15 protein-coding genes are annotated in these 20,837 nt (G+C 64.5%); 6 read left to right on the forward strand and 9 right to left on the reverse strand.

Annotated features, from left to right (window positions below):
* Window positions 1-8 precede the first annotated feature (8 nt).
* The 5 genes from BMX36_RS00185 to BMX36_RS00205 form a co-directional block, all read right to left on the reverse strand.
* Window positions 9-1,736: a hypothetical protein gene (locus tag BMX36_RS00185; RefSeq protein ID WP_093063239.1), complete on the reverse strand. Its 1,728-nt coding sequence runs from the start codon at window positions 1,734-1,736 to the stop codon at window positions 9-11.
* Window positions 1,737-3,077: a hypothetical protein gene (locus BMX36_RS00190; protein ID WP_143058482.1), complete on the reverse strand. Its 1,341-nt coding sequence runs from the start codon at window positions 3,075-3,077 to the stop codon at window positions 1,737-1,739.
* On the reverse strand, window positions 3,074-3,979 hold the full coding sequence (locus BMX36_RS21255) for a hypothetical protein (RefSeq protein ID WP_218142112.1): 906 nt from the start codon (window positions 3,977-3,979) through the stop codon (window positions 3,074-3,076). The genes BMX36_RS00190 and BMX36_RS21255 overlap by 4 nt, the downstream gene beginning before the upstream one ends.
* A gap of 32 nt (window positions 3,980-4,011) precedes the next feature.
* Entirely contained in the window at window positions 4,012-4,935 is a 924-nt protein-coding gene (locus BMX36_RS00200; RefSeq protein ID WP_066777278.1) for a hypothetical protein, read from the reverse strand.
* Between the two features lie 286 nt (window positions 4,936-5,221).
* On the reverse strand, window positions 5,222-6,628 hold the full coding sequence (locus BMX36_RS00205) for an amino acid permease (protein WP_093063242.1): 1,407 nt from the start codon (window positions 6,626-6,628) through the stop codon (window positions 5,222-5,224).
* Between the two features lie 358 nt (window positions 6,629-6,986).
* Between BMX36_RS00205 and BMX36_RS00210 the strand changes: the two genes are divergently transcribed.
* A complete protein-coding gene (locus tag BMX36_RS00210) occupies window positions 6,987-7,793 on the forward strand; it encodes an acyl-CoA thioesterase (RefSeq protein WP_093063243.1) in 807 nt (268 codons plus the stop codon).
* 172 nt (window positions 7,794-7,965) lie between these two features.
* On the opposite strand, the gene BMX36_RS00215 is transcribed toward BMX36_RS00210, so the two are convergent.
* The 3 genes from BMX36_RS00215 to BMX36_RS00225 form a co-directional block, all read right to left on the reverse strand.
* The gene (locus BMX36_RS00215; protein ID WP_066777268.1) at window positions 7,966-8,760 is read right to left on the reverse strand and encodes a TerC family protein; all 795 of its coding nucleotides are present in this window, start codon (window positions 8,758-8,760) and stop codon (window positions 7,966-7,968) included.
* Window positions 8,761-8,923: 163 nt separating this feature from the next.
* The gene (locus BMX36_RS00220) at window positions 8,924-9,802 is read right to left on the reverse strand and encodes a hypothetical protein (protein WP_093063244.1); all 879 of its coding nucleotides are present in this window, start codon (window positions 9,800-9,802) and stop codon (window positions 8,924-8,926) included.
* Entirely contained in the window at window positions 9,799-10,893 is a 1,095-nt protein-coding gene (locus tag BMX36_RS00225; RefSeq protein ID WP_093063245.1) for an acyltransferase family protein, read from the reverse strand. The genes BMX36_RS00220 and BMX36_RS00225 overlap by 4 nt, the downstream gene beginning before the upstream one ends.
* A 147-nt stretch (window positions 10,894-11,040) precedes the next feature.
* On the opposite strand from BMX36_RS00225, the gene BMX36_RS00230 reads away from it, so the two are divergent.
* A complete protein-coding gene (locus BMX36_RS00230) occupies window positions 11,041-12,138 on the forward strand; it encodes an NADH:flavin oxidoreductase (protein WP_093063246.1) in 1,098 nt (365 codons plus the stop codon).
* Window positions 12,139-12,178: 40 nt separating this feature from the next.
* Here the strand turns inward: BMX36_RS00230 and BMX36_RS00235 are convergent, their stop codons facing one another.
* Window positions 12,179-13,000 (reverse strand): IclR family transcriptional regulator domain-containing protein, encoded by an 822-nt coding sequence (locus BMX36_RS00235; RefSeq protein WP_177178965.1) that lies wholly within the window; start codon window positions 12,998-13,000, stop codon window positions 12,179-12,181.
* A gap of 248 nt (window positions 13,001-13,248) precedes the next feature.
* On the opposite strand from BMX36_RS00235, the gene BMX36_RS00240 reads away from it, so the two are divergent.
* The 4 genes from BMX36_RS00240 to BMX36_RS00255 all read left to right on the forward strand — a co-directional run bounded on the left by BMX36_RS00240 (window position 13,249) and on the right by BMX36_RS00255 (window position 20,836).
* Window positions 13,249-14,976, forward strand: coding sequence for an alpha/beta hydrolase (locus BMX36_RS00240; RefSeq protein ID WP_093063248.1), 1,728 nt, complete (start codon window positions 13,249-13,251; stop codon window positions 14,974-14,976).
* A gap of 72 nt (window positions 14,977-15,048) precedes the next feature.
* Window positions 15,049-18,105 (forward strand): TonB-dependent receptor domain-containing protein, encoded by a 3,057-nt coding sequence (locus tag BMX36_RS00245; protein ID WP_218142113.1) that lies wholly within the window; start codon window positions 15,049-15,051, stop codon window positions 18,103-18,105.
* Between the two features lie 68 nt (window positions 18,106-18,173).
* The gene (locus BMX36_RS00250) at window positions 18,174-19,586 is read left to right on the forward strand and encodes a M20/M25/M40 family metallo-hydrolase (RefSeq protein ID WP_093063250.1); all 1,413 of its coding nucleotides are present in this window, start codon (window positions 18,174-18,176) and stop codon (window positions 19,584-19,586) included.
* A complete protein-coding gene (locus BMX36_RS00255; RefSeq protein ID WP_218142114.1) occupies window positions 19,583-20,836 on the forward strand; it encodes a M24 family metallopeptidase in 1,254 nt (417 codons plus the stop codon). Before BMX36_RS00250 ends, BMX36_RS00255 begins: the two co-directional genes overlap by 4 nt.
* Window position 20,837 lies beyond the last annotated feature (1 nt).

The following is a 20,837-nucleotide window of genomic DNA, read 5'->3' on the forward strand; positions in this document are numbered from 1 at the left end:
CATGAAGATCAATCCTGGCTGTCGCTTGCCTGCTTTCCAGCGAGGATCCGGGCTTGCTCGCCAGCCGAGTTGAGGTAGCCGGCAAGCTCAAGCAGTTGGATTCGGGGCAAGGGGCGGGACAGCCCGAGACGGCGACTTTCGGCGAAGCGGCCCGCCGCTTCCGACAGGCTTTGCAACTCGCCAGCGAGCAATCGCGCGTGATTGCGCCGCAGTGTCGCCGCGCGGTGTTCGGCGTCCGCATAGGGAAGCGCCGTTGAACGGACCCAACGGATGAACTGGCCAATCGAGAGGCGCACGGTGCCACCGTCCTCGCTTTCGGGTTCTAATTGCACGTCCTGTTCGGGAATGTCCGTGCCGGATTGCTCCAGATAGGCCTCGAGTTGATCCACCGAGGTCAGCGCAGCGGTGAGCAGTTCCTCCAGCCGCGCTGCCGCTACGCCCAATTGCGGGCTGTTCCGACTGGCGGTCAGACGCTTGCAGATCGACTCCTGGAGCGAGATGAGGTTCGCCAGTTCGGTGCGAACTTCTTCATCGCGCACCACGCTGGTGGGGGCGCAAAGTTCGTTGTCCCGGAAGCCGGTCATGAGATCGACTTGCTTTTCCACACTTTCTGCCGCGGCAAGCGCGTCGGAGAGGCAGGGTCGGGCAGTACCGTCGATCTCGATGATCTCCGCATTGTCGAGATAGTCGCCAATCGCCTGATTGAGCCGGCGCAACTGGAAACGGGCGCGCGGCGGGTTCACGCCCATCGGGTCTCGAGCGGTTTCCACAAGCGCATCGAGTTCGGCCCGGATGATCTCCCGTTCGATTGGCCCCTCCGATCTTGAAGATGCGAGCTGGAAGCGGGCCATGCTGGGCAGGCGATCAAGGATGCCCAGGAGCGCATCGGCCTCTGCCCGCAACAGGTTTGCGTTGACCAGGCCTCGACCGCGCAGAAGCTGGCTTGAGCCATAGGTATCCCGGCTGAACGGCTGAGGGGCGGTGCGCTGGTAGATCCGATTGCCGTCTCGTTCGCGCGAGCTGAAATTGCGCGAAAGCGCCTCTACCAGGCGCGTGCGCGCGGCATCCGGGTTGCTGCCGGAGGACAGCTGAACACCGTCATGCGGCAATCCGATGGCATCGAGCGTCGCCGACATCTGATCGGAGACGGTATCGAACCGGCGCCCGGATGTGCGGCCGATCGCCGCGGATCCCCCGCCGAGCAGCGCCACCGCCGCGGCGATCTCACTCATGTCGCTGAATTGCCGCCCGACGGGATCGTCCGTGGTGCTCATGACATATGCCTCCTTCACATCCAGGCCAGGCGAGACCGCCACGATCGTTTCGGCCAGTTCTCCGCAGCTCTTCTGCAGCGCCTCGAAATGACGCTCGGTCAAAGACCATAGCGCCGCGTTCTGGCCCGCTGCTCCTTCACCCTGAAGTTCCCGGTCCAGATCATCGGAATTGTCGCGATTGAGCACGCCGTCTCGAAGCACGTCGCACAATTCCACCGCGTGGCTGACGGCTGCGCCGGGCTGGTGCTCGGTCAGGGCAGCGATCGCCTCTGATCCGCGCCGTTCCGCCACCCGCAACGCCTCGATCAGATTGGTAAGGAGCCGCGTTTCGCCGCGATGACGTAGCTTGCCGATCGGCAAGCGCGCCTGCCGGATCTGCCGCAACGTGGTTTCAAGCACGTCGCGGAAGCCGGATAGTGGCAGATCATGCGGCTCTCGCCGGGATGTGGAGGCGGCGATCATTCACCCTCTCCCCAAAGCGGCGTAGAAATTGCGGGCGAGCACGTCCGGCGACGTCTTGGCCCAGGCGAGCGCCTGGCGCACGGCGGCGATGAGGAACCGCTCCGGCAAGACGCCCGTGTCCATTCCCACCTGCAGCCGCTCCGCTGCCTCCCGTACCAGCGAGGCGTGCTTCGGTTCGAAGCGGACGACGTTGCACAATGCCTTGCCGCCATATTGATCGAAACGCTGAAAGCAGATGGCGTCGAGTACCGCGTCGATCTGTTCGTCAAGCCGCGCACGAACCCAGGCGGGCACCGGCTCCCAGGCAGCGCGCGGGTACAAGGCGTCCCAGGCGCGGCGGAACGCGCGGGCGTCTCCCCCGAAGCCGATGCGCTCCAACAATCGCAGGCCGAGCGGCACGCGAATGATTGGCGTCGGATGAACTGCTTCGTCGTTCCATGCCGCGCTGGATTCGCGCGACCGCCCCACCACATCCATCAGCGAGCCGACGTAGGCAGGGCCGATCAGCAGCACCCCGGCGAGATCGGCATAGGTTTCCTTGTGCCAGCGCTGCCACACGGCGGCATTGCGGGATGGCAGGCCCTTACGCTTGAACTGCGCACCGATGCGATCGGGCATCACCTCCCACAGTCCGAGATCACTCTGGAGGTTATGGGCCACCTCGTGCGGGACGGCGCCAAGCGACCACGGATTCAGCAGCCGGTGATAGGGTATCTTCACCAAAGGAAACGGGTTTGGCTGTCGACCGAGCCGGGCCAGCCGGACACCCCTTCGAAATGTCGCGGGTCCGAAGCCGGTCTCCATGTAGGAGAACGGAGAGGGGGAGGGGATGGAGCGGGCTCGACCAAGGCCGAGATAGACCGCTTGGTAGCAGTCGAGAGCCACCCGATCGAGGGCGCCCAGCCAGGCGGCAAACGGGCCGGTCCGTTGACCGAACATATTCAGGTAGAATTCCCAGACCTGCTCGGTTTCTCGCGCCAGAGTCTCGCTGCGTTCCTTCACGGTCAGGAGCGCATTGCGGGCGGCATCACCGCCTCTCAGTACGTCGCGGGCCTGGAGCGCCAGCTTGCGCTCCTCACGTTCCTGACGGAGCCGTGCGGCACCGATCATGCGATTAACGGCATCGAGATGGGCGGCACTGGGGGAGGATGGGCCGGAGCCAAACTCACCGGGCCTGAATGGGCGCAGGCCATCCACATAGCGGCGCGAGTTCACCGCCGTCCGCCAGGCGAAATAGGTGAGAGCTGCAGGCGGATTGGCAGGACTGAGCGTCGCACTCGTCGGTGCGATCACGCCGGCCGCATCCGGTTTGCTGCTGCGGAGGGCGGCCATGCTGGTCACGACGCCAATCCCCAGCGCAGCGACTGTTGCCCGGTATTCTCATCCAACCGGCGTGGTTCAGACTCCTGCTCGCGCATCGCCGAGGTGGCGGACAGGAACTGACTGATCAGTTTGGCAGCAGCCTCGATCGCCGGCGGGTCAATGATGCCGGCCCGGTTCGCAGCCACGGCGAGCGCGGAGGCGATGGCCGCGTTCACGACCGTGTCAGTCAGCGGGGATGATCCGTCTGCGTCTCCCAGCAGCTTGCCCATGGTTTGCACAAAGTCGCTCGCCGCGACGGAGATGACGAGTGCGACCAAGCGAAGCGGATAACCTCGGCGCACCAGGGTGGTCTCCACCCCCTTGCGAAACGCGGAGGGCGCCACGCGCCGATAACGGACCAGGAGCGCGCGGCGGTGTTCGCGCTTGCTCTGCGCGGCACGGCTGCGCATTTGAGCGCGACTTGTCCGCAGCCGATCTACCCGAATCCGTTCACGAGAAGGGGCAAGTCCGGCCCGGCGACGCGCGCCGGGCCTGAGTTCGCCGTCAGATTGACCGGACATTTGAGACGGCAGTTCGGCGTTGGCTTTCCCTTTAGGCGGACGTGCCGGCCCGATGCCCGGCAGCGTGTCCGTCCGGCCGGGCCGGGTGGCGAGCAACTGGCGGCTGTGGTTCAACATGCCGGCTACGCGAGCCAGGGCTTGCCGCCGTCCACCGTCCAGAAGGTGCATGAAGGGAAGGACAGCGCCAAATCTTCCCTGTAGCTTGGCGACGAAGTTGCCCTGCACCTCGCGCGTGGCGGCAAGCTGCCGCGCCGCATATTGCCGCGGTGTAACGGCCGCTACCGTAGCCGCGTAATGCTGGGCGTTCACCAGGGCGAGCCCCGCGTCGCTTACCAGTCGGTCGACATCCTCGACTCTCACGGCTCGTCTCCCCAGTTCGGGGTGGGAGGAGTTTAGAAGAAACGCTCCGCAGCAGCCACGGCTTTCTTGTCAATGCCGCGCTTTTTCGCCGCATTGTCCGCCAGCGCCTTTGCGATCACCTGGGGGTTGGAAAGCGTGCGGCTGGCGTGGCGTGCCATCACGCGAACGGCCGTACGTGGGGTTACGGGGCGACCGGATTGAACCTTCCGGGTCAGCGTTGCCACTGTCTTCTTCTGGATGGTCGGAAGGGTGCGGATCAGCGCCTTGGCCCTCGGATCACGGCTGGTGGCAAGGCGCCGCGCCACATCGCTTCCGGCCTTGGCCAGCACGGGCATCACGGCCTTCACCGGAAGCGGCGCTCTACTCGCGATGGTCACGGTGAGTGCCGAGCCAAGGGCGCTGGCATCCAGCGGTGTGGATCTGGCAGCCGCGGCAGCCATCGCCTCGGAAAGCTGATCGTCGGTCGCCGGGACGCGGACGGGAGCGTTCAGCTCATCCTCGGTCTCGCCCTCATCCTCCGCCTCCATGTTCTTGACGAAGCCGCCGAGCTTGCCGCCGATGGCCGCGCCGGCCGGTCCGCCCAATGCGCCGCCAATGACACTGCCGATGGCGGGGGCAAACTTCTTGGCAATGGGGGCGACAACCTTTGCGGCCTTTTTCGCCGCATTCCAGATCTTGCCGAAAAACGGGTCGCCTTCCATGTCGCCGAACTGATCGAATTGGTCGAACGGCTCGAATTGGTCGAAGCTTTCTCCCTCCCAAGCTTCCTGGTCGAACCCGTCAAACCCATCGAAGCCGTCGCTGCTGCTGCCGCCGACAAGGGCTTCATACTCGGCCAGTCCGCCGTTTGCCCCGGCGCCGGTCTCGCTCTCGGCCTGCATGAAACCGTACCCGTCCGCTTCGTTCAGCTCAAAGGGATCGGTCTCCATTTCGCCATATGTCTGGGTTTCGTACATGGTCTGGGCTCCTCCGCGCGATACGGCTTGAGCTTGGGAGCCGGACCCCTCTGGTCGACTCCAAAGTCACGCGGGAGGATCGCTCCGCAGACCTGATCTGATCTAGTCGCACCGACCAACTACCCCGCTTATGGTAGCTCATCCATGCTATAGGGCATGAACGCGCGCGACGTCTGGCGCAGCCGCGCGGTTCTTCAGTAGGACGTTTCGAGGGTACGAAAGGTCCCGCCGGTTCCGGCGGGACCTCTCGCGTTTTCAATAGCATTCCTTTGCTTCGGTTGTGCGCTCAGCCACGTGCTCCGGCTACGCTGCCGCGACGTCCAACAGTGAAGTAGATCACCAGGCCGACGACCTGCGCCACGGCGAAGTAGATCTGCGTGGTGCGGGGCAAGCTGTAGAAGAGGTAAGCACAGCCGAAGATCGCGATGGCGCCCACCAGCGCGGCGGCTGGCACGCGGAACTTGCGCTCGGCCTCCGGCGCACGCCGCCGCATGATGAGCATGCAACCGGCGACCGCGCCGAACGCCACGAGCGTGCCTGCGTTAGCCAAGGCGGCAAGCTCGTTCAGCGGGATGAGACCGGCAAGCACGGCCACGATCGCTGCGGTGAACAAGGTGACTCGCGTGGGTGATCCGCGCTCCGACACCCTTGCCAGGCTTTGCGGAAGAAGTCCGTCGCGCGCCATCACGAAGAAGATGCGGCTTTGCCCGTAGAAGAAGGCGAGGATCACGGTGGGAAGGGCGATCACGGCGGAAATGGCGAGATAGCGCGCCGCCCAAGGGTGCTGGAGTTCGCGCAGGATCAGCGCCAGCGGTTCCGGGCTGTTAGCGAAGGACGTATAGGCAAGCGCGCCGATCGCCGCGGCGGCAACCGCCATGTAGATCAAGACGCAGATCACCATGGAGCCGACAATCCCGATCGAAAGATCACGGCTGGGGTTCTTGGTTTCCTCCGCCGCGGTTGCGATCGCATCAAAGCCGTAGAACGCGAAGAAGATGATCGCCGCGGCGGCCATGACGCCTCGCTCAACTCCATCGGCGGACATCGCCTTGCCGAAGCCAAAGGGCATGAACGGATCGAAGTTCGCGCTGTTGAATGCGGGGAGCGTCACGGCCACGAACACGACGAGCGCGACAAGCTTCACCAGCACCAGCACCGCATTCAGCGTCGCACTTTCGCGCGTGCCAAGGATCAGCAGACCGGCAACGACAAAGATGATCACGACGGCGGGGATGTTCACGATCCCGCCGATCTCCGGCCCCTGCATCAGCGCCATCGGAACGCCAAACGCCTCGTGTAACAGGGGAGCAGCATAGCCGGCCCAGCCAACGGCGACTGCGCTGACGACCAGTGAATATTCCAGGATCAGGCTCCAGCCGACCACCCAGGCGAACAGTTCACCAACCACGACATAGGAATAGGTATAGGCGCTGCCCGAGGCGGGGATCATCGTGGCCATCTCGGCATAGGCGAGGGCAGCGCAGGCGCAGATCAGGCCGGCGATGACGAATGACAGGATGACGCTGGGGCCGGCCTTGTCGGCGCCAACGCCGATCAGCGTGAGAATGCCCGTGCCGACGATCGCACCGACGCCCAGCGCGATCAGATGTGGCCATGACAGGCTCTGCGTTAGACGATGTTCCGGCTTCACATCCTCGTGTGACACAGCCGATTTTCGGGAATTCCAGCTCACTATATTCTCCCCGTTCGATCGCGCTGATCGTCGATCCTAATGTCCATGCGCATGTTTTCAGGCCCGGTCCGCACCGCAGCACGCGTGCGAGCTTCGGTCATGGACGGCGACGACGCAACGAAAGCCCCTCTTGCGCGGCCCGCCTGACGGCAGCGGATCCGCTCCATGCGGTAAGTCGGCGATTGGCCTCGCTGTCAAATTCTTTGGGTGATCAGGACGATGAGGCAATGCCATAGCTTTCCACGCGGCAATGTTGCGGGTGACGATCTTCCGGGCCCGGCTGCGCGCGTAGCAGCGCTATGCAGAGCAGCAAGTGAGCTGTCTGGACAGCCGCCTGCTAACCTGTGAACGCAGAGGAATGACCGAACAATTCCTCGACGTGCAGCAAACACCCGATGCTGGAGTGTTTCGACTTCACATCACGAGGCCGATTTGCGTCGGCCCGCCTGGCAATGTCTTCATGTTCGGCGGCGTTGGCCTTGGCGCCGCGACCATTGCCGCGGAGCGCGCCACCGGGCGGAAGGTGATTTGGTCCAGCGCGCAGTTCATCTCCTATGCACGCGTCGGCGACACGCTTGACCTGACGGTGGAGGTCCTGTCCGCCGGCCGCAACGTCAGCCAGGTTCGGGTACTTGGCACCGACGCGGGCAAGCTGGTGCTCACCGTCAATGCGGCGCTTGGGGACCGGGAGGGCCTGCCGGACGGGCAATGGATAACACCGCCCGACATGCCGCGACCAGAGGATTGCAAGCCGCGGCCGCTGTGGCCCGTGCAGGATGCGGCGCTGATGGATCGGCTGGACGTGCGGCTGGCGCCCGGGCGCTATGGCGCGGGGCCGCTCGACGGAACGCCGTCCAGTGACGGGCGCATGGTGGTGTGGATCCGCACGAAGGAGAATGCACCGGTGGATACCAGCCTGCTCGCGATTTTTGCCGACTTCGTGCCATCGGGCCTGGCATCCGCGTTCGGGCGGCGCGGCGGCGGCAACAGTCTCGACAACACCCTGCGGATCGCGCGAATCGTGCCGACGGAATGGGTGCTTTGCGACGTCAGGATCAGTGCCGCGAGCCGCGGCTTTGGGCATGGGGCGATCCATATGTTCGCCGAGGATGGAACGATGATGGCAAGCGGCAGCCAGTCAGCGATCCTGCGTTTCATGGACTGAGCTGCTCGCCCTTTCACCCGGCTGAGAGCGGCCGATAAGGTCGTGCGGGCGGCGCGTTCCGGCCGCCTTTCGGCGCAGATCGGCCTCAACCGGAACCTGCCTGGCCATTTCCTTCAGCCGTGGTCTTGGACAGGCTGAGGACGGACGAGGCAGGTAGTTCAGGCGACCGGGATCAAGCCCCGGGACCGCTCGATTTCCGGTGCTGCGCCCGCCGCGCGAGGATGTTGAGAAATTCGACCAGCACCGAAAACCCCATCGCCGCGTAGATATATCCCTTTGGCACGTGAACGCCGAAACCATCGGCAATCAGAACCGCGCCGATCATCAGAAGGAAGCCGAGCGCGAGCATCACCACCGTCGGATTGCGGGCGATGAAGTTCGCCAGCGGGTCGGCGGCGAGGACCATGGCGCCGACCGCGGTCAGCACGGCGATCACCATCACCGCCAGATTGTCCGTCATCCCGACCGCGGTGAGGATGGAGTCGATCGAGAACACCATGTCGAGCAGCACGATCTGCACCAGCGCGGACCCGAAGGTGATCGCGGCCGCCTGCTTCTTGTCCAACAGGTCGTCGCTGGGGGTCGCGTCCACGTTGTGATGGATCTCCTTGGTTGCCTTCCAGATCAGAAACAGGCCGCCGGCCACCAGGATCAAGTCTCGCCAGGAGAATGCGGTCTCGAAGGCAGGCTGACCATAATCGTTCAGCGGGCCGCGCAGCCCGAGATCGAAGACGACGGCGGTCAGGCCGACCAGCCAGGCGATCATCGACAGCAGAATCAGGCGCATCGCCAATGCGAGGCCGATGCCGATCCGCCGTGCCCGCGTACGCTGTTCCTCCGGCAGCTTGTTCGAGAGGATGGAAATGAAGACGAGATTGTCGATGCCCAGCACGACTTCCATCACCACCAGCGCGACCAGAGCGGCCCATGCCGTGGGATCGGAAAAGAGCGCCAGCAGACTTTCCATCGAATATTCCTCTCCATTCCGGCCAGCCGACCCTGACGATGACGTGGCGGCTGCGTAACAATAATCCGGACGGAGGCTTTAGTTTCCCCGGCACCTGATCCGGGAGTGCGGATGCCTGAACCGTTGGCAGGCAGGAGCGTGCGACTGCCGCCCCCGCCGTCGTTCAGCGCATCGTCACCGACCATTGGTCAACCGAGAGGCTTCCCAGGCCGCGCACCGGCTCGACGCCGATCGCCAGGCCAGACATCCACTCGTCGCCGCTGATCTTTCCCTTTTGCCGCAGCCATTCGAGCGCCGGTAGCATATCGAGCGTGCCGCTGCGGAGATCCTCGGACTTCTCGGGCGCGAACATGCAGAACTTTTCCGCCATCCGCACCATCCAGCGGCGCTTCTGCGCATCAACGAACACACCGACCGGGGCGGACCGCTCGAAAAAGGCGCGGGTGCTGGCAGGCATGTGGAGGAACCAGCCGACCTCGATCACCTTGGCATTCACATCCGTGGTGCTTGAACGAAGATAGAATTCGGTCAGGACGTTGCCGTCGCCGAACCGGTTTTCCATGGTCCAGGCAAAGCGCTGACGAAGCTCGCGAAGGTCGCGCATCCGGATTTGCGGCAACGGCCGCTCCGGCTCGCCGCCATCGTAATTGCCGTACATGACCGCATCATAGCCCCAGACGCCCGGCCCGAAGCCGGCGCTGACCGGGGGCCAGCGCCAGTGAAAGGTCGTGTTCGCAGGAAAGCGATCGAGATCGACGACAAAGGAGTCGGCGTGCGGCGACCAGGGCTTCAACACGGTCACCATCTCACCACCCCATGGCTGGGCAAAGGCGAAATAGGAGCCCTTGGTGAACGGGGTTTTCGCAGGCACCACCACCTTGCCAGGGCCGGCATCGGGCCGCGTCGCCCAGACGAACACGCCAAAGGCAAAAAGCAGGAGTGCCGCGACCGCGAGCAGGATCTTGAGCCACTTCACGTTGAAATCCTGCGCGTTGCAATTGAAGCCGAACGCACCGCTATCGCCCCAGCGCGCGTGGATCAATCGGCGGTCGGCTTCATATCGGTGGTGCCGGGCGATCGCAACGGCGACCTTGGACCGCCAAGGAGCCGGCGAGCGGCGCGCGTGGCGGGGACCTCCACCCAGCGATAGGTCACGAAGCCGATGCCGATCGAGGCCGCCACGATCAGCGCGCCCAGCGGCATCGCCAGGTGCGGCGGAACCACGATCGGAATGAACATGGCCAGCAGGAGCGGGTGCGTCAGGTACAGGCTGTAGCTGATGTCGCCCAGCGCCCCGAGCGGCCCGAAGCGGCGGCGGCCGAACAGCCGTTCCAGGATCACGCTGCCAAAGACGATCAGCACCGCGGGCGGCGCGAAGAACGCGACGCGGGGAAGCGGCGGATCGAGCAGCGCGAGCGCACCAAAGCCAAGGAGGACGGCAGCGAAACCGAGCGACGCCGGCGCCCGCAAGATGCGGGCACGGCAATAGCCGATCACCATGCCCGCGACGAATTCCAGCGGGATCGGACTCGTCATCCGGGTCAGAAAAGCATGGTCGGACGGGACAAGCGGGCGAAGGCCGGTAATGATCACGAAGAGGACGGCCATCAAGGCAATCCGCTTCGCAATCGGCAAGCGGATCAGCGCGGTAAAGACCAAGTAGAAGTAGATTTCATAGTTCAGGGTCCAGCCCGGGCCAAGGATGGGGCTGGTATCCTGCACGCGTTCATTGAAGTAGAAAATGAACAGAAAGGATTGGACGACTTCGCCGATCCCGGGAAGTTCTTTGCCGCGCACGGCGAGCACCGCCACCATCGCGAGCGTGGCGAGCCAATAGATCGGAACGACGCGGGCGATGCGGGAGGCGAGAAAGCCGCGGGCAGTCACCGCGCGGTCGCTGGTCGACGCGACCATCACGAAGCCGCTGATGACAAAGAAGATGTCGACGCCCGACGCAAGCCAGTGGGGGCGGCCCTGCTCGGTGATCAGGTTCAGATCATAACCGGCGTGATAAAGCAGCACCATCAGGGAGGCGATGCCGCGGAGATATTGAATGGAGTAAAAGACGCCCTGGTGATGACCGGGAGCGAACGGCGCGTGATCGACGCCCGCGCGCCCTGGTGGGAAGGTCATCAAGGATCTCCGAATGCGTGCCGGCGGCTTGTACCCGATCGGCAATGGCTGCCAAGATTATCGGTGAACCGGCCGATGCGCGCGAAGGGGCGAGGGCGCCTGCAAGTGTCACACCCCATATGTTAGTGCGCAACCGAATCTGAGGAGATGATCGTGGGCACAGACGAGCTGTTCGAACCGCTGACGCTGCCGCGCGGACCCGCCATGAAGAACCGCTTCATGCTGGCGCCGCTGACCAACCAGCAAAGTTTCGACGACGGGCGGCTTTCGCCGGAGGAGCAGCACTGGCTGACGATGCGGGCGAAGGGCGGCTTTGCCATCACGATGACGGCTGCGGCGCATGTTCAGGCGGTCGGGCAGGGGTTTGCCGGCCAGCTTGGCGTGTTCGACGACCGACATCTGGAGGGGCTGACCCGGCTGGCGGCGGCGATCCGCGCCGAAGGATCGATCTCGTCGGTACAGTTGCATCATGCCGGCAACCGTTCTCCCAAGGAGCTGGTGGGAACGCCGGTATGTCCTTCGGATGACCCCGAAACCGGCGCGCGCGGACTGACGGGGGACGAAGTGGCGCAGCTGCGCGACGATTTCATCGCCGCCGCCAAGCGTTCGGAACAGGCGGGGTTCGACGGCGTGGAGATCCACGGCGCGCACGGTTACATCCTGGCGCAGTTCCTGTCGGCCGAGATCAACAAGCGCGACGATCTTTATGGCGGCAGCCTGGAGAACCGTTCGCGCATCCTGTTCGAGATCATCGATGGCATTCGCGCGGCCTGCGGCAGTGACTTTCAGATCGGTCTGCGGCTGTCACCGGAGCGTTTCGGCCTGAAGCTGGCCGAAATCCGGGATCTTGCGGCCGAACTGCTGCGGCAGGCGCAGATCGACTATCTCGACATGTCGCTGTGGGATGTCGCGAAGGAGCCGGTGGAGCCGGAATTCCAGGGCCGTTCGCTGATGAGCTATTTCACGGACCTGCCGCGCGGCGACGTTCGGCTGGGGGCGGCGGGCAAGGTGATGAGCGCGGCCGATGCGCGCGGCGTTCTGGAGGCCGGCTGCGACTTCGTGGTGATCGGCCGGGGCGCGATCCTGCGGCACGACTTCCCCGAGCGCGTGCGGCGCGAGCGCGACTATTTGTCGCCGGCGCTTCCCGTCACCGCGCAGCATCTGCTGGACGAGGGGCTGAGCCCGCAGTTCGTGACCTATATGCGCAACTGGAAGGGCTTTGTGGAAGAGGAAGCGGCGGCCTGAGCGTGGAAGGGCCGGCGCTGCCGTTCGCGGCGCCGGCCCGTCATTGCTGAAACCGCTCGTTGATGCTTCGCGCCGCGGTGCGCAGTTCCGGCACCAGCTTTTCGCGCATGTCCGCCACCGGAAAGCGCATGGACGGGCAGCAGGCATTCAGCGCGGCGATCACATGGCCGCTGGCGTCGTAGATCGGCACCGACAGCGACCGAACGCCAACCTCCAGTTCCTCATCGACCAGCGAATAGCCGAGCTCCCGCGTTTCGGCGATGATCGCGCGCAACTGCTTGACCGAGCTGACCGTGCTGGTGGTGTGCTTTTCCAGCTTCACGCGATCGAAATAGCGTTCAAGCGTCTCGTCGCTTTCGCCGGCCAGCAACACCCGGCCCGTCGACACCGCATAAGCGGGCAGGCGGTTGCCGATGTTGATGCTGACCGAGATCACGCGATCGGGCGTGGATCGCGCGAGATAGGTGACATCGTCGCCGGTCAGCACGGCGGTGTAGATCGATTCCTGCGTCTTCTGCGACAGATCGTTCATCACCGGCTGAACGATGTCCAGAATGCCGACCGAGGACAGAGCGGAATAGCCGAGCTGCAGCACCTTGGGCCGCAGCGAGAAGTGACGGTCGCGCTTTTCGGCATAGCCTTCACGCACGAGCGTGAGCAGCAGGCGCCGGGTGGTCGCCCGTGACATGCCGGTGACCTTGGCGACATCGCTCAGCGTCATCGACGGCGTGTCGCGCGTGAAGGCGCAGATGACTTCCAGGCCGCGTGCCAGCGAGGCGACATAGTCCCGGTCGCCGTCTTCCGCCTCGTTCGGCAGGGACGCTTCATCATCCGCCATCTGGTCGCCTTCGCTGGCTGACATTGCGTACATCCTCCGGAATAGCTGCTGCGTGGCTAACGATCCGTTGCGGAAAAGCCGGATCAGGCCAAAGAATCAAGAACGCGGCCGCCGAGACCGAGGCCAGCAGCCATGATCCGGCAATGAGCGAATGTGTGCGCTATTGCAACGTCCGTTCGCTATGCGATCAAAATTCCGTTGACAATGATTTCAGGTACGTCACATTCAACGTGCGGCGGAGCGGGGAGCTAGCCGCGACAAGGGGATGTGACATGCGAAAGACGTTCGCAGTCGGCGCTGCATTGGCGGCGCTGACAATGGGAACGCATGCGTTGCATGCAGAGGATTTTCGGGTCGAACTGTCGGCGCCGGGGGCGAAGGAGCCTGCCTATGAGGGCCGGGTGATCCTGGTGCTGGCGGCGGACGACAAGACGGAGCCGCGCTTTCAGGTCGACGCCAGCCACGACGCGGCGCAGGTGTTCGGCATCCAGGTCAAGGATTTCCGCAACGGGCAGGCCAAGGTGATCGGCACGGACGTGCTGGGCTATCCGGGCCGCAGCCTGTCCGATATTCCGGCGGGCACGTACAATGTGCAGGCCGTTCTGCATAAGTACGACACGTTCAAGCTGGGCAATGGCAAGGTGGTGAAGCTGCCCGCCGCGCGGGGCGCGGGGCAGAACTGGCGCAAGGAGCCGGGCAACATCATCAGCAAGCCGATCAAGGTGAACTTCGATCCGAAGCGCGCCGGTGAGATCAAGATCACGCTGACCGACGTGATCGGCCCGGTCGAGGAGCCGAAGGACACCGAGTTCGTCCGGCATTTCAAGTTCAAGTCCGAGCGGCTGTCGAAGTTCTGGGGCCGCGACGTCTATATGCGCGGCCATGTGCTGGTGCCGAAGGACTTCGACAAGCATCCCGAGGCCCGTTATCCCATCGCGATCTTCCACGGGCATTTTCCCGAGGATTTCGGCGGGTTTCGCACCACGCCGCCGGACGCGAACATCAAGTGCGCGCCGAACAAGCGCTTCATCAACGAGACCTGCTACGCCCGCACCGAGCAGCAGGAGGCGTATGGCTTCTACCAGAAATGGGTGTCGCCCGACTTCCCGCGGATGCTGATCGTCGAGATCGACCACTCGAACCCCTATTATGACGACAGCTATGCCGTGAATTCGGCGAATATCGGCCCCTATGGCGATGCGATCACGTATGATTTCATCCCGGCGCTGGAGAAGAAATTCCGCGGGATCGGCCAGGGCTGGGCACGGTTCCTGTACGGCGGGTCGACCGGCGGGTGGGAAGCATTGGCCGCGCAGGTCTTCTACCCCGACGAATATAATGGTGCCTTCGCCGCCTGCCCGGATCCGATCGATTTCCGGCAGACGATGGTCACGGACATCTACAAGGACAAGAACGCCTATTTCTGGACCGGCCCGTTCGGGAAGGTCGCGAAGCCGGGCAAGCGCGATTACCTGGGCCATCTGTCGCACACGATCGAGGACGAGAACCGCCTGGAGCTGGTGCTGGGCGACAAGACGCGATCAGGCGGCCAGTGGGACGTGTGGGAAGCGGTGTATTCGCCGATGGGCGAGGACGGTTATCCCAAGCGGATCTGGGACAAGGCCAGCGGCGAGATCGATCCCGCTGTCGCGACTTACTGGCGCGACAATTACGACATGCGCCACATCCTGGAACGTGACTGGCAGAAGCTTGCCCCCAAGTTGCAGGGCAAGATCCACATCTATGTCGGTGACATGGACAACTTCTATCTGAACAATGCCGTGTATCTGATGGAAGATTTCCTGAAGAAGGCACAGCCCGCTTATGGCGGGGAAATATTGTACGGCGATCGTGACGAACATTGCTGGAATGGTGATCCCACCCAGCCCAATTCCGTCGGGCGCCTCCGATACAATTGGATGTACGTGCCCAAGATCCTGAAGCGGATCGAGGCGGCGGCACCCAAGGGCGCTGACCTTACGAGCTGGCGGTACAAGTAAAAAGAACGGTTCGCCGCGCCGGCTGGGGAGCCGGCGACGTGCGGCATTCACTCGAAATCAGGGAGTTTGATGATGGCTAACAGGTCACACTTGCGTCGGTTGCTGCTCTGCTCCGCCGTGATGATAAGCGGGGCGGCCATGCCGTCCATGGCGCAGGATATCCCGGCGGATAGCACCACCAGCAGCAGCACGGGTGACGCGGACATCGTGGTCACCGGTTCGCGCATCCGCTCGCCCAACCTCGAGAGCGTCAGCCCGGTGACGACCGTGGCGGCGGAGGAGTTCGCCGTACGCGGCACGGTGCGCACCGAGGACCTCGTCAACCAATTGCCGCAGGTGTTCGCGGCGCAGGGCGCGGCGAACTCCAACGAGGCGACCGGCACCGCGCAGGTTGACCTTCGCGGTCTCAGCCCGTCGCGCACGCTGGTGCTGATCAACGGGCGCCGACTGCCTTATGGTTCGCCCAAGAACATCCCGTCGGATCTCAATCAGGTGCCGACGCCGCTGATCCAGTCGGTCGAGGTGCTGACGGGCGGTGCATCAGCGGTGTACGGATCGGACGCGATCGCGGGCGTCGTGAACTTCAAGCTGATGGACAATTTCAGCGGCATCCGTTTCACCGGCAGCATCGCCGGCTTTCAGCACACCAACGACCGCGACGAGCTGCGCGACCTGCTGGACCGCAACAATGCCAACGTGCCGGGCGCGTATCTGAAGCCCGACAAGGGGATCTGGAACGGCTTCACGACCGAGCTGTCGGCCGTCGCTGGCGGCAACATCGGCGAGGGCCGTGGCAACGTCACCGCTTATGCGACCTATCGCAAGGTGAACCCGATCCTGCAGGCGGATTACGACTACAGCGCATGCGCACTCGGCGCGAGCGGACCGGGCGGGGCCGATTTCTCGTGCAGCGGATCGGCAACGAACGCCCCGGCGAACTTCACCAATGCGGGCGGCATCCCCGGCCTGCCCACGTCTTTCCGCGCGACGGGCGACAGCCAGTTCGTGCCCGGCACGCTGACGTACAATTTCGCGCCATACAATTACTACCAGCGCCCGGACGAGCGCTACGCGCTGGGCGCAATGGCACATTACGAGGTGAACGAGAACTTCACTCCCTATATCGAAGCGTCGTTCATGGAGGACCGCTCCGTCGCGCAGATCGCGCCGGGCACCAACAGCGCCGGCATCACCGTGGGTGCGGGCAGCATCAGCGGCATCAACTGCGACAATCCCTTCCTGAGCGCGCAGCAGGCGAGCTTCTTGTGCACCAGCCGCGGGCTTTCCACCGGCAGCATCTATGACGCGTCGGGCAATTACGTCGGCCCGCAATCGGTGGCGCAGGGCGTGCTGGTGGCGCGTCGCAACGTGGAAGGCGGCAACCGCCAGGACGACATCCAGCACCAGAGCTATCGCATCGTGCTGGGCGCGCGTGGCGACATCGCCGGGCCGTTCAAATATGACGTGTACGGCATCTATTCGAAGGTGAGCTATCGCAGCCGCTTCTCGGGCGATGCGAACCGGCAGCGGACCGCGAATGCCTTCAACGCGGTGCGCAATTCCGCCGGCCAGATCGTCTGCGCGATCAACGCCGATGCAAACCCGAACAACAATGACGCGAACTGCTCGCCGCTCGACTATTTCGGGCCGCAGGCGAGCGCCGATGCGGTTGATTACGTCGCCGAGGTGAAGAGCATCACGGGCGATACCAACCTCGTCAACGTGGTGGCGGCCGTGGACGGTGACCTGGGCGAATGGGGGATCAAATCGCCGCTCGCCAACAGCGGCGTGGCCGTGGCGTTCGGCTACGAATTCCGCAAGAATTCGGTCGATTACCAGCCGGACGAAATCTACCAGGCGGCGGCCAGCCCCGAACTGCCGATCAACGGCTCGGTTTCGGTGAAGGAGTTCTTCGGCGAGTTGATCGTGCCGCTCGTCGAGCAGGTGCCGTTCGTGCAGAGCCTGTCGTTCGAAGGCGCGTATCGCTATTCGGATTACGACAGCGGGTTCAAGACGGACACCTACAAGCTTGGCCTGAACTGGTCCCCCGTCGATGATTTCCGTTTTCGTGGATCGTACCAGCGCGCCGTCCGCGCACCGAACGTGATCGAGCTGTTTTCCAGCCAGCAGCTGTTCGAGGTGGAGCTGACGGAAAATGCCGACGGCTCCTATGATCCGTGCTCGGGCGCCAACCCGATCGCGACCCTTGAACAATGCGCGCGTACCGGCGTGACAGCCGCGCAATATGGCAACATCGTCGACAATCCGGCCGGCCAGTTCAACTCGCTGATCGGCGGCAACCCGGACCTGGACCCGGAAACCGCCAAGACGCTGTCGCTGGGCGCCGTGTTCGAGCCGCGCTTCGTGCGGGGCCTGACCATCTCGGTCGATTATTTCGACATCGAAGTCGAGAACCTCGTCGGCAGCGTCAACCCAAACCTGTCGATCGCCAACTGCCTGGCGAACGGCGATCCCTATTTCTGCAGCCTGATCCAGCGCAGTCCGCAAAGCGGATCGCTGTGGCAGGGAGAGAACGGTTACTTCCGGCGCTTCAACGTCAACACCGGCTCGCTGCAGACCAAGGGTGTCGACGTGGTGGTCGATTACCGGATGAACCTGAACGACCTGGGGCTCAATGCCGGTCGCCTGAACTTCAACCTGGTTGGCACCTATCTCGACTCCTACAAGACGGTGCCGCTGCCCAATTCGCCCGAGAGCGACATCTATGAGTGCAAGGGTCTGTATGCCGGCCTGTGCGGTCGTCCGCGCCCGGAATGGCGCCACAAGTTCATGACCACCTGGGCACCGGCCGACCGGTTCAGCCTGACCGCGACGTGGCGCTACGTCTCGTCGGTGAAGATCGCGCAGACCAGCGACCAGCCGGCACTGACGGGCAGCTTCTCCGAAGTGAACCGCGAACTGGGCGCGCGCAGTTATTTCGACCTCGCGGCCTCATTCGAGGTGCGCAAGGACTTCACCTTCCGCGCGGGCATCAACAACCTGTTCGACAAGGATCCGCCGCTGACCACCACCGCGGCGATCGAGGACGGCGGCAACGGCAACACCTATCCGCAATTCTACGATGCGACGGGACGGTACCTGTTCCTCAGCGCATCGGTTGGCTTCTGAGGAAACATTGCCAACGGCCGGGGGCGCAAGGTAGCGCCTCCGGCATCTTTTTTGGGTGGGGAATAATCATGAAATTGCGTTGGTGTGCCGGTGCCGCGATGGCGCTTGTCCTGTCATCGGGTGCCATGGCGGCGTCAGCCGCGCCCGTCACCGACGCCGACCGGGCGATGGCACGCCAGATGCTGGAAGAGGCGATCGCCACGCCGACCGCCAAGGGGCGCGGGCAGGTGCCGGCGCTGATCGAGAAATATTCGGCGCGGCTGCGCGAGGCGGGCTTCAAGGCCGACGAGATCATGACCGTGCCGGTCGAGATCGATGGCGAGAAGACCGCGGGCCTAGTCGTGCGCTATGCCGGGCGCAATCCGGGCGCGAAGCCAATTGCGTTCCTCGGCCATATGGACGTGGTCGATGCGCTGAAGGAGAACTGGTCCACCGACCCCTATGTGCCGACCGAGAAGGACGGGTACATTTACGGCCGCGGCTCGACCGACAACAAGGCTGGCGTGACCGCGCTGGTCGCGAGCTTCATCCGCTTGAAGCGCGCGGGCTTCGTGCCGGAGCGTGACCTGCTGCTCGCCTTCTCGGGCGACGAGGAGACCGGCATGCTGACGACGCGGGCGCTGACCAAGCATCCGCTCGTCTCGCGCGCCGAGTTCGCGCTGAATTCCGACGCCGGATCGGGGCAGATCGGCGCGGACGGCAAATATCGCTTCAACATCCAGGCGGCCGAGAAGACCTACGCCAATTATGTGATCGCCGCGAAGAACCCCGGCGGGCACAGCTCCGCGCCGCGCGCCGACAATGCGATCTACGATCTCGCCCGCGCGCTGACCAAGCTGGAGGCGCTTCGCTTCCCGGTCGAATTCAACGAGATCACCCGCATCATGGTCGCCGACATGGCGAAGGAGAAGGGCGGCGAGCTGGGCAATGCCCTGACCACGCTGCTGGCGAACCCGAACGATGCGGCAGCGCGCACGGTGGCGGAGAAATACCCGCACCAGGCGAACATCCTGTGGACGACCTGTGTGGCGACCATGCTTCAGGCGGGCAATGCGCCCAACGCGCTGCCGCAGAATGCGACCGCGAACGTGAACTGCCGCATCTTCCCGGGCACCAAGGTGGAGGATGTGCGGGCGAGGATCGCGCAGACCATCGGTGACGACAAGCTGAGCGTGGCGCTGGTCGGCGAAGGCGTCGAGAGCCCCGTATCACCGGTCAATCCAGCGCTGTTCGCCCGGCTCCAGAAGGCTATGGACGCGACCTATCCGGGCGTGACGCTGAAGCCGAGCATGTCTTCCGGCGGCACCGACGGCCGCGAATTCCGCAGCGCCGGCATCCCGACCTATGGCGCGGGCGCGCTGGCGCTGGGGGCGGACGATTCCCGCGCCCATGGGACGGACGAGCGCGTGCCGATCGCGGCGTATCTGAAGCAGCTCGATTATTGGGACGTGCTGCTGCGCGACCTGGGAGGTCGCAAGTGATCGGCGCGCTGGCACGACGCGACGTGCTGCGCGGCGCGGCGGCGGGGAGCGCGCTTGCGGCGCTGCCGGGCGCGGCGTTCGCCGGGCAGGGCGCGGCGGCAGCGTCGCTTACTCCCGTCGCGCCGATCAGCCGGGCCGAGCGCGAGGCGCGGCTGGCGCGGATGCAGGCGGAGCTTCGCCGGCGCAACCTGTCGGCGCTGCTGGTCGAGGCGGGATCAAGCCTCGTCTACTTCACCGGGGTCGACTGGTGGCGGAGCGAGCGGACCACCGCGGCGGTGATCCCCGCCGAAGGCCCGGTGCTGATCGTCACGCCGTTCTTCGAGGAGCCGTCGATCCGCGAGATGCTGGACGTGCCGGGCGAGGTGCGCGTGTGGCAGGAGGACGAAAGCCCCTTTGCGGTGATCGCGGGGTGGCTGAAGGAGAAGAAGCGCGACGCCGGCACGCTGGCGGTAGAGGAGACGACGCGCTTCTTCATCGTCGATGGCGTCCGCCGGGTGCTGCCTGACCTGAAGACGGTATCGGGCGCCGCGCCGGTCAATGCGCTGCGCATGATCAAGAGCCCGGCCGAAATCGCGCTGATGCAGCGGGCAAACGACATCATGATCGCCGCCTATCGCGCCACTTATGGCCAGGTGCAGGCGGGCATGATCGGCAATGAGATCAACGCGATCATGGAGCGGGAACTCACCCGCAACGGTGGCCAGCGCGCGTCGAGCAGCGCGCAGGTGGGGCCGGGCAGCGCACTGCCGCATGGGTCCAAGGAGCGACTGAAGGTCTCCGAAGGCACCGTCGTGCTGATGGACTGCACCTGCAGCGTGCACGGCTATGTCTCCGACATTTCCCGCACCTTCGTCTTCGGTGAGCCGACGGCGGAGCAGCGGCGCGTGTTCGGCCATATGCGCCAGGGGATGACGGTGGCGATGGAGGCGGCGAAGGTCGGCGCGCCGGCGGGCAGCGTGGATGATGCCGTGCGCCGCTATTACGAGAAGCTGGGTTACGGTCCGCGCTACGCCCTGCCGGGCCTGTCGCATCGCACCGGCCATGGCATCGGCCTCGACGTGCACGAGCCGGTGAACCTGGTGCATGGCGAAACCACGCCGCTGGCGCCGGGCATGTGCTTTTCGAACGAGCCGGGCCTCTACCTGCCGGGCAAGTTCGGCATCCGCATCGAGGATTGTTTCTTCATGACCGAGCAGGGGCCGCGCTTCTTCACGCAGCCGCCGTCCTCGCTCGACAAGCCATTCGGATAGA

It is taken from the genome of Sphingomonas sp. OV641, assembly GCF_900109205.1.
Classification (GTDB): domain Bacteria; phylum Pseudomonadota; class Alphaproteobacteria; order Sphingomonadales; family Sphingomonadaceae; genus Sphingomonas.